The following is a 16,244-nucleotide window of genomic DNA, read 5'->3' as shown; positions in this document are numbered from 1 at the left end:
GTTAAAATTCAGCGAATTATTGCGGTGGTAAACAATCCGTAGTAAGGGAGACAAGAATGAAGCAGGCTTTTAAAGTAGTTTTAGGGTTCCTAATGCTATGGGCGACAGTGGCTCAGGCTGAAATACGTATTGAGATCACTGAAGGTGTTAATTCAGCTCAACCGATTGGTGTCGTACCCTTTAAATGGACAGGTGCTGGAGCACCCCCACAGGAAGTAGGCCAAATCGTAGGTTCTGATTTACGTAATAGCGGGAAATTTAACCCTATTGAACCAAGTCGTATGCCTCAGCAACCCGGTACAGCCTCTGAAGTAACTCCAGAAGCATGGACTGCATTGGGTATTAATGCAGTGGTTGTAGGGCAAGTGCAGCCAGCCGCAGATGGTAGCTTTGTTGTCAGCTATCAACTGGTTGATGTTGCAGCTAACCCAGGTGCTGTTTTATCTCAGAACCAATATAAAGTCACTAAAGAATGGTTACGTTATGCAGCTCATACTGCAAGTGACGAAGTCTTTGAAAAACTAACCGGTATTCGTGGTGCATTCCGCACGCGTATTGCTTATATTGTGGTTAACAAAGGCGGTCAGTATCCATATGAATTACGAGTTTCTGACTACGATGGGTTTAACCAGTTTACAGTTCATCGTTCACCAGAACCTTTAATGTCGCCAGCATGGTCACCAGATGGCGAAAAACTCGCGTATGTCACTTTTGAAAGCGGTAGTTCAGCGCTTGTTATTCAAACTCTTTCTACAGGAGCAGTCCGTCAGGTTGCATCATTCCCACGTCACAATGGGGCACCTGCATTCTCTCCTGATGGGACAAAACTGGCATTCGCACTGTCTAAAACAGGCAGCTTGAATTTATATGTTATGGACTTAGCGAGTGGGCAAATTCGTCAAGTAACAGATGGTCGTAGCAACAATACTGAACCAAGCTGGATGCCGGATAGCCAAACTTTAGTCTATACTTCAGATCAGGCGGGACGTCCGCAGATTTATAAAATGAATATTAATGGTGGCAGCCCTGAACGTGTTTCTTGGGAAGGAACACAAAATCAGGACGCTGATGTTAGTCCGGATGGTACTTTCTTAGTGATGGTCAGCTCCGGCGGCGGTCAGCAACATGTCGCCAAACAAGATCTGGCAACGAACAACGTTGAATTTTTAACGAAAACGTTCCTAGATGAAACGCCGAGTATCGCACCTAACGGCACTATGGTAATTTATAGCTCCTCTCAAGGCTTGGGGACTATATTGCAGCTAGTTTCGACCGACGGGCGTTTCAAAGCGCGTCTTCCGGCTACCGATGGACAGGTAAAATTCCCTGCCTGGTCGCCGTATCTGTGATGCATAATAATAATGTGTGGCAAAAAAATATTAAGGATCAAAACGATGCAACTGAATAAAGTGCTTAAAGGGCTGATGATCGCATTACCAATCATGGCAGTCGCAGCTTGTAGCTCTAACAAAAACAATGACCAAGATGGTGTAGATACTTCTACTAACCAAACTAACACTGGTCTGTCTGCGGAAGAGCTGGCACGTCAGCAAATGGAACAGCTGCAACAAAACAACACTGTTTACTTTGGTTTCGATAAATACAACGTATCTCCAGAGTATGCGGAAATGTTAGATGCGCATGCAGCATTCCTACGTAGCAACCCATCTGTACGTGTTGTTGTTGAAGGTCATGCGGATGAGCGCGGTACTCCAGAATATAACATCGCGCTGGGCGAGCGTCGTGCTAATGCAGTTAAAATGTATCTGCAAAGCAAAGGTGTTTCTGGTGACCAAGTTTCACTGGTTTCTTACGGTAAAGAAAAACCAGCTGTGTTAGGTCACACTGAAGCAGACTACGCGAAAAACCGTCGTGCAGTCATTGCATACTAATAGATAAGAGAAATTATCTATTATGAACAGTAACTTCAGACATCTAATTGTAGGTCTGTCGTTATTGGTTGGCGTAGCGGCCCCTTGGGCCGCTATTGCCCAAGCGCCAATCAACAATGTCGGATCTGGTTCAACAACAGACCGTCTTACCCAACTTGAGACTGCGGTTAATTCTCAAGGCCAAATTATGTATCAAATCCAGCAACAGCTTGCCGATAACCAACGCGACATAGATATGTTACGTGGTCAGATTCAAGAAAGTGAATATAAATTGAATCAAGTTATTGAGCGTCAAAAAGATTTGTATATGCAATTAAATGGCTCGGGTGACGGCAATTCTGCCAATACAGGTGAAACACCTGACACTAGTGCATCAAATGCATCTTCTTCAACTACACCTGCTGCATCAGCTAATACAGGTGGAAATGAGAAAGATGATTATAATGCGGCAGTTAAGCTTGCAATGGAAAGCAAATCAAAAGCCCAAATTGATGGGGCTATTAATGCGCTTCAAGGGTTTATCAAAACCTACCCTAAGTCTGGGTATCAATCTAACGCCAACTATTGGTTGGGGCAGTTAAACTACAACAAAGGCAGCAAAGATGACGCGGCTTTTTACTTTGCAACTGTAGTTAAGCAATATCCTAAATCTCAGAAAAGCAGTGAAGCTTTATATAAAGTTGGGCTGATCATGCAAGACAAAGGGCAAAAGGATAAAGCAAAGGCTGTTTACCAACAGGTGTTAAAGCAATATCCAAACAGTGCAGGCTCAAAATTAGCAGAAAAAAAGTTGAGTACACTTTAATTACTAACCCCGAAGCAATATTGCCGAATATTTCGGGGTTATCAGTATGATAAGTGCGCATTCAATCTATTTTAGTAAAAAAAACATTGCACCATCGTCAGAAATCAGTAATATAAGCCGCCGTTGATACGAGAATACGGTTAGCCGAAAACCTCGAGATACAAAGAAGAAATATAGTTTTAGATGGGTTGTTAGCTCAGTCGGTAGATGATTGAGTTTTATTAAGATGGTTGCAGGTTCAACCCGAAGGGTAAGAAGCTGTGATTAGTTAGAAAAGTTATATAGATGGGTCGTTAGCTCAGTCGGTAGAGCAGTTGACTTTTAATCAATTGGTCGCAGGTTCGAATCCTGCACGACCCACCATCTAAAAGAAACAAACAATTCAAGCAATTCAGATGGGTCGTTAGCTCAGTCGGTAGAGCAGTTGACTTTTAATCAATTGGTCGCAGGTTCGAATCCTGCACGACCCACCATCTCAACAGCAGTTCAAGCCAATTCACTACCCCGTAAATACTCAGTCGCCAATCCATACCTCGGCAAGCTGGTTGCAGGTTCAGGCCGCAGGCTAAATTCGCAGAATTTAAATCCTGCACGACCCACCATCTCAACAGCAGTTCAAGCCAATTCATTACCCCGTAAATACTCAGTCGGCAATCCATACCTCGGCAAGCTGGTTGCAGGTTCAGGCCGTAGGCTAAATTCGTAGAATTTAAATCCTGCACGACCCACCATCTCAACAGCAATTCAAGCCAATTCACTACCCCGTAAATACTCAGTCGGCAATCCATACCTCGGCAAGCTGGTTGCAGGTTCAGGCCGCAGGCTAAATTCGCAGAATTTAAATCCTGCACGACCCACCATCTCAACAGCAATTCAAGCCAATTCACTACCCCGTAAACGCTCAGTCGCCATCCATACCTCGGCAAGCTGGTTGCAGGTTCAGGCCGCAGGCTAAATTCGCAGAATTTAAATCCTGCACGACCCACCATCTTAACAGCAATTCAAGCCAATTCACTACCCCGTAAATACTCAGTCGGCAATCCATACCTCGGCAAGCTGGTTGCAGGTTCAGGCCGCAGGCTAAATTCGCAGAATTTAAATCCTGCACGACCCACCATCTCAACAGCAGTTCAAGCCAATTCACTACCCCGTAAATACTCAGTCGCCAATCCATACCTCGGCAAGCTGGTTGCAGGTTCAGGCCGGAGGCTAAATTCGCAGAATTTAAATCCTGCACGACCCACCATCTTAACAGCAGTTCAAGCCAATTCACCGCCCCGTAAATACTCAGTCGGCAATCCATACCTCGGCAAGCGCGCAATGGTTCTAAGCATACCTTTAAAAAGTGCATGAATTAGTTAGTGACTTAAATATGACTGAGATAAACTGAAAAGTGACAAGATAAAAAAATAGCCCCTGGTGTTGGGGCTCAAAAGGGATGGTTTATTTAACTGAGGGTAACTCTTGTATACAGTTATACCGTTAAATGAGTCATCTTTTGAAAGTCAAAATAAAAGAACTCATTGTTTTGTAAAGATAGTCATTAAATCGCCTTTTTTCGCTGTACTCTACGCTAATTAATTATAATCCTTCAGGTAGCAAGCCATTATCTTGTAAAAAGCCAATGACTAACATTTGCATTTTTTTTGCTAAATTATGCGCAGGAGAAAAGCCCTGTAACTTGGCAAGGTCGATACTCACCTCATCAAAACAACGCATTAAACATTGCAATGACAAGGCAGCTTTTTCTGAGGTACTGCAATTAAAAATGATTTCTAGTGCCTGTATGTACTTTTGTGGCATCCATTCATGGTACTTACGGCCATTATACCAAACATGCTTACCTTGTATGGTTACAAGGTGCTCAAGTAGCGTTAAGAAATAGTGCTTCATATCGGTACTTCTTGACCATGCCACCCATAATTCTTCACGAGTTAATGCTATGGCGACTTGATGGGCTTCGTGCCAAAAGTCTGTAACGGTTTGTGAAAACTCAGTCTCTGTTAATGGTGTTGGTGCTAAAGATAGCAAATTGGCATCTTTTGGTAGCCCTTCAGTGATCCCAGTTTTATCTAACAAAACAATAAACCCGCGAGAGAATGTCGCATCTAACCCCTCACGTTTCATTTTATATAAGCGTTCAGGCTCAGCAAATGTGAAATCAACTTTGCGACCTTCCTCGTATATAACTAAACATGTCGGCCAATCTGGTGCGTCCTCTTCTTGATTGAGTAAATGTAGAACTGCTAAAGAGGAGCCAAAATGGTCAACCCAATGTTTTTGGTTAAATATTTCTGTCACACCGTGACCGATTAACTCAATGTCAATGTCGGAGTAATTATCAACATCTTGCTCTCTTCCTCGTGAGCCTGTGAGTACCACAGCTTCGATTCTTGGGTCGAGTAATGAAATGGATATAATTTTATTTATAATAGATACAGGTAATTCCATAACTGGCCTAATTAAATTTGATAAGAATGGCTACGATACCGATAAAATGAGTGAAAAGCTAAAGGACAAACGTAAAAAGTGTAGAAAAGGCACGAAAATGATTAAAGTCTATGCTTAGTAAGTGAAAAACGAAGGTTATAGAGCAAAGTAGAGGAGACCTTATTGTATAGTCATCTCAAGTATTAACGTGGACTTGTTGAAAAAATGTTATAGCTGTTCTCATCTATTAGCATTTTTATGAGATAAATTTGTATTAGGATAATGTGTAATTTAAATTTAATGTAAGTTATGTGTATACTTTAAAATTATTATTTTTTATTTAATATAATAAAATAAAATTTGTATTTTATTTTTATGTTAATATAATTTAATCAGTATTATGTTTTTTTGTTTTTAATTTTTTAAAGGAACTAAAATGGACGTTAGTTTACAGGATTGGCTTGCGCAGGAAGATCGTAAAGCGGATATTCGCCAAAGGAATAAAAGTTATTTAGAATTGAAGGGGAGCTTTAAATATATCTATGAAAAAATACCAGGTTATTATAAAGAACTAAAGTTATTAACCAAAGAAATATCAAAGCTAAAAAAATCAATCGATAAGCATGATGCAGCCAATGAATATATTGATAGGGTTAATAAGTATATTGATAGAGTTAAGAAGGGATTGGATAAATATATGGAACTAAAAGATAAATTGAAACTTTATCTTGATGAACCAGTGAAAATAAAAAATATTCCATCAGAGATAACAGGAATCTATAGTAATGTGGCATTAAGTATTCGTAATTATCCTACTATTAACTATTCTTTGTATAGGCTGCCATCTAAGTTTAAACAAAACTCCCCAAAAAAAACAAATCAAGCTAAAGATTATACATTAGATTTCCATACCTCTTTGGCCAAAATAAGGGAGCCAGTAGCATTAATATCTAGAAAAATAAATGAAATAAAAGATTATGAAGAAACAGGAGGGGAAGTTGGTGAGTTTGTTGAATATAAGCCTAAAATAATGACTGAAAATTTGGGTAATACTGATACGCCAAATGATAGTTTAAAAAAAGAATCATTAAAACAAGACAAATCAATCAAAGATAAAGATATGGAGAATTTAGGTTTTTATAATGAAGGAATTAAATTGATAGAAAATATTGTTAGTTTATATAGCAGTGAACAAGCATTGTTAAATAAAATAAGTGATAATATAAATATTAGTAATGGTGCTAAAGTACTAATTTCATTTCTACCTACAATGTAACTCGGCGGGTGGTGAAAATAAATTTTTACTCTACTTGTCGTGGTATTGAAATCACATAGCTAATTTAGCCTCCTGAATAGAGGAGGTATTATACACCTAAGGGTTTATAGTAATATTATGGCAAAGTAAATTAAAACTTAAAGCCGCCTAACTAATCATTACCACAACTTTCTGCGGTTGATTTGCCTGTGCTCATAACATCAGCGTTGGTAAATCAATCACAGATAAATGGGGATGGCAGCCCTGAACCATTCTAGATATCCCAAAAATGCGTCAGTATCATCATATTAGAGTATCAAGTGAAGCAATGAGTTCTAGTTACTTCAATATAATGGCAGTTTAAAACTGATGAATCAGAACGATTATTTTGCGATATGCTAAAACTGTAGTCGAATTTTATAGTTCACTGCAATTCTTACCAAAAGTACAAGTGTAATGACCAATCAAGTAGGGCGTTATCGGCTTCTATCTAATTAAAGAATAATTTTCACTTTTATATCTTTTAAAGAAAAGCAACCGTAAGGGGAAAATGATGCTTGATAACTGAAAAAGGGTGGAGACTTCTTTCGTAAAGTGGGGTATCTTGTTTAGTATATAAAACAAAAAGCGGCTAATTTTGCGGTCTTAACTTATTTGAAGCATTAAAATCGCTTTATGCTAAACAGAGGCAAGAAATGAGCGTGTTTATCGATTTTGATCAGTCAGTATATCCATTTCCAGCAAAACCGGCACTATTAAGCTCGGATGAAAAAGCATTTTATCGCCAACGGATCAAATCTCTTTTGGTTGAAAAAAATGCAGTTATTGTTGCGCACTACTATACAGACCCAGAAATCCAGGCGTTAGCGGAAGAAACGGGGGGCTGCGTTGCTGATTCATTAGAAATGGCTCGTTTTGGGGCTAAGCACCCAGCTTCAACTTTAGTCGTGGCTGGGGTAAAGTTTATGGGGGAAACCGCTAAAATACTCAGCCCTGAAAAACACGTATTAATGCCAACTCTAGATGCCCAATGTTCTCTTGATATTGGCTGCCCAGAAGAGGAGTTTATTCGTTTTTGTGATGCACATCCGGACAGAACTGTTGTCGTTTATGCAAATACTTCAGCAGCGGTCAAAGCGCGTGCCGATTGGGTGGTTACATCCAGTATTGCGGTAGAATTGATTGAGCATCTTGATAGCTTAGGTGAAAAAATAATTTGGGCTCCAGATCGTCATTTAGGTCGCTATGTACAGCAACAAACAGGGGCTGATATTTTGTGCTGGCAAGGTGCGTGTATTGTTCATGATGAATTTAAAACACAGTCATTGGAAAAAATGAAAGCGCTTTACCCAGAAGCAGCAGTGTTAGTTCATCCTGAGTCCCCACAAGCTATTGTTGACCTTGCTGATGCCGTCGGGTCAACAAGTCAATTAATCAAAGCGGCACAAGCACTACCTAACCCTTCAATGATTGTAGCGACGGATAAAGGCATTTTTTATAAAATGCAGCAAGCATGCCCTGATAAAGCGCTATATATTGCTCCAACTGCTGGTGAGGGCGCAACATGTCGTACTTGTGCACACTGTCCATGGATGGCGATGAACGGGTTACAGGCAATTGCAGAGGCTCTAGAAGGCCATACTCAAAATCATCAAATTGAGGTAAGTGCAAGTTTACGCGAAAAAGCATTGCTGCCTTTGAATAAGATGCTAGAGTTTGCCGAGAGTCTAAAATAAAAATAAGTTAGCGTGATATGTTAGCTATATTCTAATTCAGTACTGAGCAATACAACATTAACTATCAATCATAAAGGGTTTTGGGATGGATTTCTTTAGTACAGCCAATACATTAGTGCAAATCCCACTTTGGGGTTCTGTTTATGATTTGTCTTATATTGAAGCGGTGGGGACGGTTGCAGGGCTGCTCTGTATCTTACTGGCTAGTTTTGAAAAAACGATTAACTATCTATTTGGTTTAATTAATGTTTCATTGTTTGCTGTCATATTTTTTCAAATCCAATTATATGCAAACCTGCTCTTACAGATATTTTTCTTTGTTGCGAATATTTATGGTTGGTACGCATGGACCCGAGTGACCAGCTCACAACAAGCGGAGTTAAAAATTCGCTGGTTGAGCTTCCCAAAAGCCATGGCCACACTCGTGGTTTCTATTTTAGCTATCGTTTACTTAACATTTAATATTGATGCTGTATTTGGTGTGTTAGCGATATGGGCCGTTGAATTATTGAATTTATTTGGCGCAAACTTAGCAATGCCAGCCATAGAACCAGATGCATTTCCATTTTGGGATTCTGCAATGACAGTACTTTCGGTTGTAGCAATGATCTTGATGACGCGTAAGTATGTTGAAAACTGGTTATTGTGGGTCATTATTAACGTGATTAGTATCGTGATTTTCTTTATTCAGGGTGTTTATGCAATGTCTTTAGAATACTTAATTTTATTAGGTATCGCGGTTAATGGCTCTAGACTTTGGATAAAATCAGCCAAAGAGAACGGCTCCTCACCAATATCACGAACTTAACCAGAAAAAATCGCTTAAAGCGGCTAAAGTGACATTATCGTCGTTTAGCCGTTTTAGTTATTTTTTGCTCTGTAAAATCGGTATTTAACCTATTTATCGTGCTAAATATCAACATTAAACCTCATTTTATAATCAGCCCACGGTAAAACCATGGTTTTATCGTGCGTTTGCCTGTTTACAGACGTCGGTTGAACAGTTAGATTAAAAATTCGATGCTAATTATCTTTTCAATTTTCAGTTAACTTTTGAAGCGCAGTGAAGGCTTTCATCTGCTTGCTTAATGCTTTGCTCTAGCGCGGGTAACTTGAAGAAACTTGGCATGCAAATCAACGACAGTAAAAAATAATAAACATTGGATATACGGGTATGAACTATCAGAACGATGACGTCAGAATTAAACAAATAAAAGAATTATTACCACCAATTGCTTTACTTGAAAAATTTCCAGCAACTGATAAAGCTGCGTTTACCGTTCATGAAGCACGACTTGCAATCCACAATATTTTAGCGGGTAAAGATGATCGTTTAGTGGTGGTGATTGGCCCTTGTTCTATTCATGATACTAAAGCGGCTTTAGAGTATGCAGAGCGTTTAGGTAAGCTACGCGAAGAATTAAAAGATTCACTTGAGATTGTCATGCGAGTGTATTTTGAAAAGCCGCGTACAACTGTGGGTTGGAAAGGGCTAATTAATGACCCTAAAATGGACCATAGCTTTGATATTAACGAAGGTTTACGTATAGCTCGTGAATTATTATTAACGATCAATAACCAAGGTTTACCTACCGCAGGTGAATTTTTGGATGTGATTAGCCCTCAGTACGTTGCTGATTTAATGAGTTGGGGAGCGATTGGTGCTCGCACCACTGAATCACAAATTCACCGTGAATTAGCATCAGGTTTATCCTGTCCTGTTGGCTTCAAAAACGGGACAGATGGGACGATTAAAATTGCGATTGATGCAATAAACTCTGCCCGTTCAGCCCACTGTTTCTTATCAGTTACCAAATGGGGGCACTCTGCGATAGTCAATACGAGTGGTAACCCTGATTGCCATATTATTTTGCGTGGCGGGAAAGAACCCAACTACAGTGCTAAGCATGTAAAAGAAGTCTGTGCAGGTTTAGAAAAAGCCGGCTTAGCACCCAGTATTATGATCGATTTTAGCCATGCGAATAGCTGTAAACAATTTGAAAAACAGATGGAAGTGGCTACCAATGTAAGTGAACAAATTAGTCATGGTGACCGCTCAATTACAGGTGTTATGATTGAAAGTAACCTTGTAGAGGGTAATCAAAATTTAGAGTCCGGTGAGCCATTAATTTATGGTAAAAGTGTCACTGATGCTTGTATTGGATGGGATGATACAGAAAAAGTATTACGCCAATTAGCAGATGCAGTGATTACCCGTCGTAACAAGTAATCAAGACCACGTTCACTCAATAAAGTTAAAGCGAGTTTATTTATTAAACTCGCTTTTTTTATGATATCAATCCATTTAAGTTGGGTTAGCACCTTAAATAAAAACTATCGGTTTTGCAGATAGAATCAAAGGGTTGTACCAAAAAACACCTTACCATTACAATATAGATGTTTTTATTAATATAATTTTATATTAATTCATTGTTTAATATTTTTTTCCTTTTTTTAATTTTAAGTGATTTTTCTGTTGAATTCTTTTATTTATATAAAATAAAAATTTGTTTTTTTTATAGTAAAGTAATAGCTTGTTATTTTATGGATGCAAGGATATCACCTGTAAAACTAACATAATGGAGTATGAAATGATTATTAAGAAAGAAATTAGAGAAGAATTAAAATATCAAACGACTAAGTATAAAAAATCAGATGGTATCACGGTTGATCTTGGTTATTCTAATTCTAAGAATTTTATGGAGAAAGTAAATTATGAAATTAACTTAAATTATCAATTGTTAAAATCACTAAAAAAATCAGATTCACTCTATGAGTCCATTAAAGAAAGAAAATATAAAATAGGGTTAATGATAAAAAAATATGAGATTAAAAATAAAAATCCTCAGGGTAATGCTAAAGAATTGGAATCAAAACTAAATACGTTAAAAGTTGTTTATAAACATATAGAGAAACTTAAATCGGCTCATGGGTATTATCAGAGTATGATTTATGCAATGAAGGAATATATTGTAGAAAAGGATAATAGAGTTGATATGTATAAACAGTTAATGGAGGTCGATGAGATAATTAAAAAAGAGCCAATTTGTGTAGTTGATGAACTAGATAAAAATTTGGTTGGTGAGTTTAACTCAACTCTACCTAATGAAAATATAAAAGGGTTAGAATATAGTGAAGTTAATTTATTAACTAATACATATAAAGAGCTAGTTGATAACTTAAATGAGTTTTTGAATAATATTCAATCGTTTGAAGAAAATGAAATATATGATGGTGTTGATTTTATCAGTGACCTAGATGACACCAGAAAAATGATTCAGAAATATAATAAATTAATCTCGAAAGAGAACGCGGTTTCACAGGGTAAAAAAAGAAATACAGAGAGTGAAAGTAAAATTAATGCCATGAAACAGGCTCGTGAAGATTTACAATATAGAGTTGTTCATACTGAGGATGCTTTAAAAAGATATTCTATTGAAGCTCAATATATGTTTTTTGTAGAAAAAGATTTTTCTAGTGATTCAATGAGCTTAGTTTGCGCTGTGGCTGTGTTTAATGCTACTAATACTATCTTGATGGAGGCGATGAATATAAATAATTTAGTTCCTAGATTATCAACGCTGACGCCCTTGAGCCCTATAAAAGTATTTTAAGTCATTATCCCCTTTACCTACATATTAAAGTAGGTAAAGGGGACGAATAAATTGCAGTCTCTTTTACTTTGGTATTTTGGCTAATAGTTCTTCTAGTTTCTTTTGCTCTTCAGGGGTTGCATTTGCTGGAGTAGCGGTTAGCTGCAATACCTCATTTGATGTTTGCACATTAAAATGTACTTTCCCTTTTTCACCCTTGGTATAAGTAACGTCTTTTAGTGGAATACGGTAACAATGAGCGAAAATATTTGGGCGAATATACAAGTGTGCATCTTTAATGGCTAAATAAACGCTATCAGCTGCTTTCTTGCCAAAATAACCAAGGAAAATGGTTAAGACGAATAGAAACATACCTAAACTTTGGCTAAGTAAGATAAAGGCAACACTGATAATACCTAGAGCAATGACAACAATACGATTATTACGTTTATTAAACTCGATTTTTGTTGCAAAGTCGATATTGATGGTGGTATCGAATGGCTCTAATTGGCGATAACGCCAGCGGATCGCAGAAAAAATCATCCCCATGACAAACACTATTGTGATAGGCATGAGTGCAACGCTACTGATGATAGCAAGGCCAATGGCGAGCCTTGGTTTATATTTCATGACCATCATGCTGACAATTTGAATAGGAAAGCTGATGCAAGCAATCGTCATCAAGGTTTTCATTAATTCATGGTTTGCTGCACCATTTGAACCATCAATGGCGAGCTCACCTGCATTGATCATATAGAGGAGTGAGCCCAAAATACTCGCGCTAAGAACCAGCCCTACCCACACGTAAATATTAAATTTGTTCATTTCTTTGCTCTATGCACCTTTTTATGTGTATTTCCCTATGATAATCCGTTATTCCTATTTCTAACACTAACTGTTTGTATTTTTTATTTTTGATAGAGGGGGAAATGAAAGGTATTTTGAAAAGAAAAAGGGATAAGCAAACGGCTTAACCCTTTCGTACTATAGATAAAGTAAGTAATTACTTCGCTTTACCTTGGTTCGCAACAGCTGCTTGTTTAGCCGCGATTTCGTCTTGGTTACCTAAGTAGTAACGTTTGATAGGTTTCATGTTCTCATCGAACTCATAAACCATTGGTACCGCAGTTGGGATATTCAAGTTCAGAATTTCATCTTCACCCATGTTATCCAAATATTTAACTAAGGCACGCAGAGAGTTACCGTGAGCTGCGATGATCACTTTTTCACCGCCAGCAACGCGAGGTTTGATCACTTCTTCCCAATAAGGAACAACACGCTCGATAGTGGTTGCTAAGCTTTCAGTAACCGGTAATTCTTTTTCAGAAAGTTTTGCGTAACGTGGGTCATGGCCAGGATAACGTTCATCGTCTTTAGTTAAATCTGGTGGAGTGATGGCAAAACCACGACGCCACAGTTTAACTTGCTCATCACCATATTTGGCCGCAGTTTCTGATTTGTCTAAGCCTTGGAGAGCACCATAATGACGCTCGTTTAATTTCCAGCTTTTTTCAACTGGCAGCCATTGCTGTTCAACTTGATCAAGGATGTTCCATAAAGTATGGATAGCGCGTTTTAGAACTGAGGTATAAGCGAAATCAAAAACAAAGCCTTCATCTTTTAGCAGTTGGCCTGCAATTTTTGCTTCTTCACGACCTTTATCAGACAGTTCTACATCAGTCCAACCTGTGAAGCGGTTCTCTTTGTTCCACTCACTTTCACCGTGTCTTACTAAAACCAGTTTAGTTACAGCCATAGCTAAAACTCCTATCAGTACACTCAAATTAAAAATGAATTATTGCTGACCTACATTATAGGGATAGTCAACTCGAACGCTAGTAGCAACTTACGTTTTATCGAAACCAAATCAAAAAACGGATAAACAATGGAAATATTCAAGCCATAATTTGGTTTGTAAGGGGAAAGTTGCCTTTTTATTATCCAGTTACCATTTTTACAGGGTAGGTAAAAAATAACAGATGAACTAAATTTAACCCGAAGTGAATCGATACAGCAAGCCATAATTTTCCACTCCACATCCATGCTAAGCCATAAATTAAGCCTGCAATGGCCGCAAAGAGAATTAAGAGTGGGCCGCCGGCAAAATGCACCCCACCAAATAAGAGAGCTGTAAGTATTAAAGCAAGGTAAGGGGAACCGAACCATTGGGTGAGTCTTTGTTGTAAATAACCACGAAATAGCGCTTCTTCAGCTAGTGAAACAAAAAGTAGATTACAGAGCACAAAAACAGGTAACCAACTAGGAAAATGCCATTCAAAGGCTAATCCGCCAGCAGTAGTCGCGACCAGCAATAAAAGAGGCACAGAAATAACCAGCAGTACCCATTGAACTTTAGTTGCATGCTTGGCTGGATGGCAGACAAATAACGTTGGTAAGCAGGCGAGTAAAATAAAAGGGACTAATGCCTTATCAAAATTAAAATACATAGTAAAAGGGGCGCTATGTGTGCTTACGGTGACTTTATCGAGATATCTCAGGTTATTAAACCCAGGAAATAAGTGAATAAATAGCCCTATAGCACAGGCAATTAACACAATCTCACTGCTTATTTTCAGCGCTAAATGGTGTTGGTAGTGTATGCGAATAAAAGAAACGGCTGCGACAACAATACAAAGTAAAAGGGCCGGCCAACTCATAATTCCAGACAATACTGCGGTAACAACCCCAAGCAATAACAGTATGAATGAAATCAATCGATGCGTAGCAAGTGTTGCAAGTGAAGAGGCTAATATTAACCAAGCCATAAATAATACCTATATTAATCTTTAAACTATTATGGGCGGCAGAGTTTAATCATTTTTAATGAGTTTGCTAATCGTAAAGAATTAAAAATAAAAAATATTATTAATAATCAATTCATTATATTATTATTTTGGTAGTTGGTTGGTTAATCACTAGATTAACTTCGCCAATAAATCCGAAATAGAGCTTATTGGCGAAGTGATCAAATTTTAAAGTTCATCAATTTCGTAGCGGTATTTTCCGCTATCAGGGACGAAGGTTAACCGGTGAGTAATACAGACTGGAGCATCTTCTTGGTGGTGAGTGACAAACAGTAATTGTGTGTTGCCTTGGCTTAGCATGACATCAATAAACCTAAGGACTAACAAGCGGTTCAACCCATCGAGCCCCTGTAATGGTTCGTCTAAAATTAGCATTGCAGGGTGTTTGACCAGAGCACGCGCAATTAAGACTAAACGTTGCTGCCCCCAAGACAGGCTATGGAAAGGTTGCTGTGCAGTTTGGGCTGAAAAACCTAATAAGGTTAACCATTCATTAGCTAATTGAATTTGACGGTCAGACGGGGCTTGATATAAGCCGATGGAGTCATGAAAGCCAGATATAATGACATTTAGTACACTGGTTGCGACCCGGTACTCTTGATGGATACTGTTACTGACATAGCCTATATGGCGTTTGATATCCCAAATTGTTTCTCCTGTACCTCTGCGACGGCCAAATAAGGTGAGGTCATTACTATAGCCTTGTGGGTGATCCCCTGTAATTAGGCTTAATAATGTGGATTTTCCCGCCCCATTTTCGCCAATAATCTGCCAATGTTCATTTGGGTTAACTTGCCAGTTTAGGCCATGCAAAATAGGTTGGTCGTTATAGCTAACAGTCCCATTCTTCAAAATGATACGAGGAACAGTATCATCTAGTTTTTCATCAGCAGTCGGATCTTCCGTTTCGGGAATCGATAGTAATTTTATTTTTTCACTGTGCTGTAATTGGTTAATTAGCGTGTTAGCGAGTACTGACTCTTTATCTCCTGAAAGGGACAGTTTGCAGTCCGCGACGACCCCCATTTTTTCAACAAACTCAGGGAGTTCGTCAAAACGGTTTAAAATTAAGATTAAAGTTAAGCCTTTTTCAGACAAACTATAGAGTAATTCACTGAGGTTGCTTCTGGAATAGACATCCAGACCATCAAAGGGTTCATCAAGGATTAATAAGTCAGGATTACCCATTAATGTTTGACATAACAATACCTTGCGGGTTTCCCCTGTTGAAAGGTATTTAAAGCGACGGGAGAGCAAGTCACTGATGCCAAAGCGAGCAGCAAGCTCTAGGCAATATTCATTATCTTTATGGTTAAATTGAATAATCTCAGCCGCAGTATATCCAGTGTCTTCTTCGTCTTCACTCAGCATATCCGTATTATTACGTTGCCACTCTTCAGTAATAATTTTCTGTAACTGTTCAAAGGAAAGGCGGACAGGGGAAAGAAAGGTATTGGTGACAATACCAGAAAGGGGTTTTAGTTCATTAGATAGCACGCGAGCTAAAGAGGATTTACCGCTGCCATTGGAACCAATAAAAGCCCAGTTTTCACCTTTTTCAATATTGAGTTGTTGAATTTCAAGTGTTTGTGTTTCACTGAGCTTAAAGCTGCCATGTTGTATAGTTATTGAGCTCATTAAGCTTCCTTATCATCATTTATTTACCTTGTCATCTATCACAAATAATCAGGATTGAAGATAAAGTCAACAACTGTAGGTGGGAGGATGA

General features: G+C 38.4%; 14 protein-coding genes and 2 tRNA genes. 10 read left to right on the top strand and 6 right to left on the bottom strand.

Translation table 11 applies throughout. The features are described 5' to 3' along the window. Nucleotides 1–56 precede the first annotated feature (56 nt). The 5 genes from tolB to M1F14_RS18505 all read left to right on the top strand — a co-directional run bounded on the left by tolB (nt 57) and on the right by M1F14_RS18505 (nt 3,170). Nucleotides 57–1,349 (top strand): Tol-Pal system beta propeller repeat protein TolB, encoded by a 1,293-nt coding sequence (tolB, locus tag M1F14_RS18525; RefSeq protein ID WP_042848275.1) that lies wholly within the window; start codon nt 57–59, stop codon nt 1,347–1,349. 45 nt (nt 1,350–1,394) lie between these two features. Further along, nucleotides 1,395–1,892 (top strand): peptidoglycan-associated lipoprotein Pal, encoded by a 498-nt coding sequence (gene pal / locus M1F14_RS18520; protein WP_004909091.1) that lies wholly within the window; start codon nt 1,395–1,397, stop codon nt 1,890–1,892. Between the two features lie 22 nt (nt 1,893–1,914). Continuing rightward, nucleotides 1,915–2,697, top strand: a complete 783-nt coding sequence (cpoB, locus tag M1F14_RS18515; protein WP_042848272.1) for a cell division protein CpoB — start codon at nt 1,915–1,917, stop codon at nt 2,695–2,697. A gap of 287 nt (nt 2,698–2,984) precedes the next feature. After that, nucleotides 2,985–3,060 (top strand) — tRNA-Lys (locus M1F14_RS18510). A 34-nt stretch (nt 3,061–3,094) separates the two neighbouring features. Then, nucleotides 3,095–3,170 (top strand) — tRNA-Lys (locus tag M1F14_RS18505). Nucleotides 3,171–3,598: 428 nt separating this feature from the next. Here the strand turns inward: M1F14_RS18505 and M1F14_RS18500 are convergent. Continuing rightward, the gene (locus M1F14_RS18500) at nt 3,599–3,934 is read right to left on the bottom strand and encodes a hypothetical protein (protein WP_181469140.1); all 336 of its coding nucleotides are present in this window, start codon (nt 3,932–3,934) and stop codon (nt 3,599–3,601) included. 344 nt (nt 3,935–4,278) lie between these two features. After that, the gene (locus M1F14_RS18495; RefSeq protein WP_071547838.1) at nt 4,279–5,148 is read right to left on the bottom strand and encodes an aminoglycoside 6-adenylyltransferase; all 870 of its coding nucleotides are present in this window, start codon (nt 5,146–5,148) and stop codon (nt 4,279–4,281) included. A 415-nt stretch (nt 5,149–5,563) separates the two neighbouring features. Here M1F14_RS18495 and M1F14_RS18490 point away from each other — a divergent pair, with 415 nt between their 5' ends. The 5 genes from M1F14_RS18490 to M1F14_RS18470 all read left to right on the top strand — a co-directional run bounded on the left by M1F14_RS18490 (nt 5,564) and on the right by M1F14_RS18470 (nt 11,732). Continuing rightward, a complete protein-coding gene (locus M1F14_RS18490) occupies nt 5,564–6,403 on the top strand; it encodes a hypothetical protein (protein WP_181469141.1) in 840 nt (279 codons plus the stop codon). Nucleotides 6,404–7,077: 674 nt separating this feature from the next. Next, nucleotides 7,078–8,118 (top strand): quinolinate synthase NadA, encoded by a 1,041-nt coding sequence (gene nadA / locus M1F14_RS18485; RefSeq protein ID WP_042846632.1) that lies wholly within the window; start codon nt 7,078–7,080, stop codon nt 8,116–8,118. An 85-nt stretch (nt 8,119–8,203) separates the two neighbouring features. Then, nucleotides 8,204–8,926, top strand: coding sequence for a nicotinamide riboside transporter PnuC (pnuC, locus tag M1F14_RS18480; RefSeq protein WP_181469142.1), 723 nt, complete (start codon nt 8,204–8,206; stop codon nt 8,924–8,926). A gap of 366 nt (nt 8,927–9,292) precedes the next feature. Continuing rightward, the gene (aroG, locus tag M1F14_RS18475; protein ID WP_048606384.1) at nt 9,293–10,348 is read left to right on the top strand and encodes a 3-deoxy-7-phosphoheptulonate synthase AroG; all 1,056 of its coding nucleotides are present in this window, start codon (nt 9,293–9,295) and stop codon (nt 10,346–10,348) included. A 361-nt stretch (nt 10,349–10,709) separates the two neighbouring features. Then, a complete protein-coding gene (locus M1F14_RS18470) occupies nt 10,710–11,732 on the top strand; it encodes a hypothetical protein (RefSeq protein WP_042846628.1) in 1,023 nt (340 codons plus the stop codon). A 63-nt stretch (nt 11,733–11,795) separates the two neighbouring features. Here M1F14_RS18470 and M1F14_RS18465 read toward each other — a convergent pair whose 3' ends face one another. The 4 genes from M1F14_RS18465 to modF form a co-directional block, all read right to left on the bottom strand. Continuing rightward, a complete protein-coding gene (locus tag M1F14_RS18465) occupies nt 11,796–12,536 on the bottom strand; it encodes a hypothetical protein (RefSeq protein ID WP_042846627.1) in 741 nt (246 codons plus the stop codon). A 178-nt stretch (nt 12,537–12,714) separates the two neighbouring features. After that, a complete protein-coding gene (gene gpmA / locus M1F14_RS18460) occupies nt 12,715–13,467 on the bottom strand; it encodes a 2,3-diphosphoglycerate-dependent phosphoglycerate mutase (protein WP_071547841.1) in 753 nt (250 codons plus the stop codon). Nucleotides 13,468–13,648: 181 nt separating this feature from the next. Next, entirely contained in the window at nt 13,649–14,476 is an 828-nt protein-coding gene (locus M1F14_RS18455; protein WP_181469143.1) for a CPBP family intramembrane glutamic endopeptidase, read from the bottom strand. Nucleotides 14,477–14,683: 207 nt separating this feature from the next. Next, nucleotides 14,684–16,153 (bottom strand): molybdate ABC transporter ATP-binding protein ModF, encoded by a 1,470-nt coding sequence (gene modF / locus M1F14_RS18450; protein ID WP_181469144.1) that lies wholly within the window; start codon nt 16,151–16,153, stop codon nt 14,684–14,686. Nucleotides 16,154–16,244 lie beyond the last annotated feature (91 nt).

It is taken from the genome of Providencia sp. PROV003, assembly GCF_045040775.1.
Classification (GTDB): domain Bacteria; phylum Pseudomonadota; class Gammaproteobacteria; order Enterobacterales; family Enterobacteriaceae; genus Providencia; species Providencia huashanensis.
Note: the sequence above shows the minus strand (reverse complement) of the source record. Positions and strands in the feature narration are given on the sequence as shown.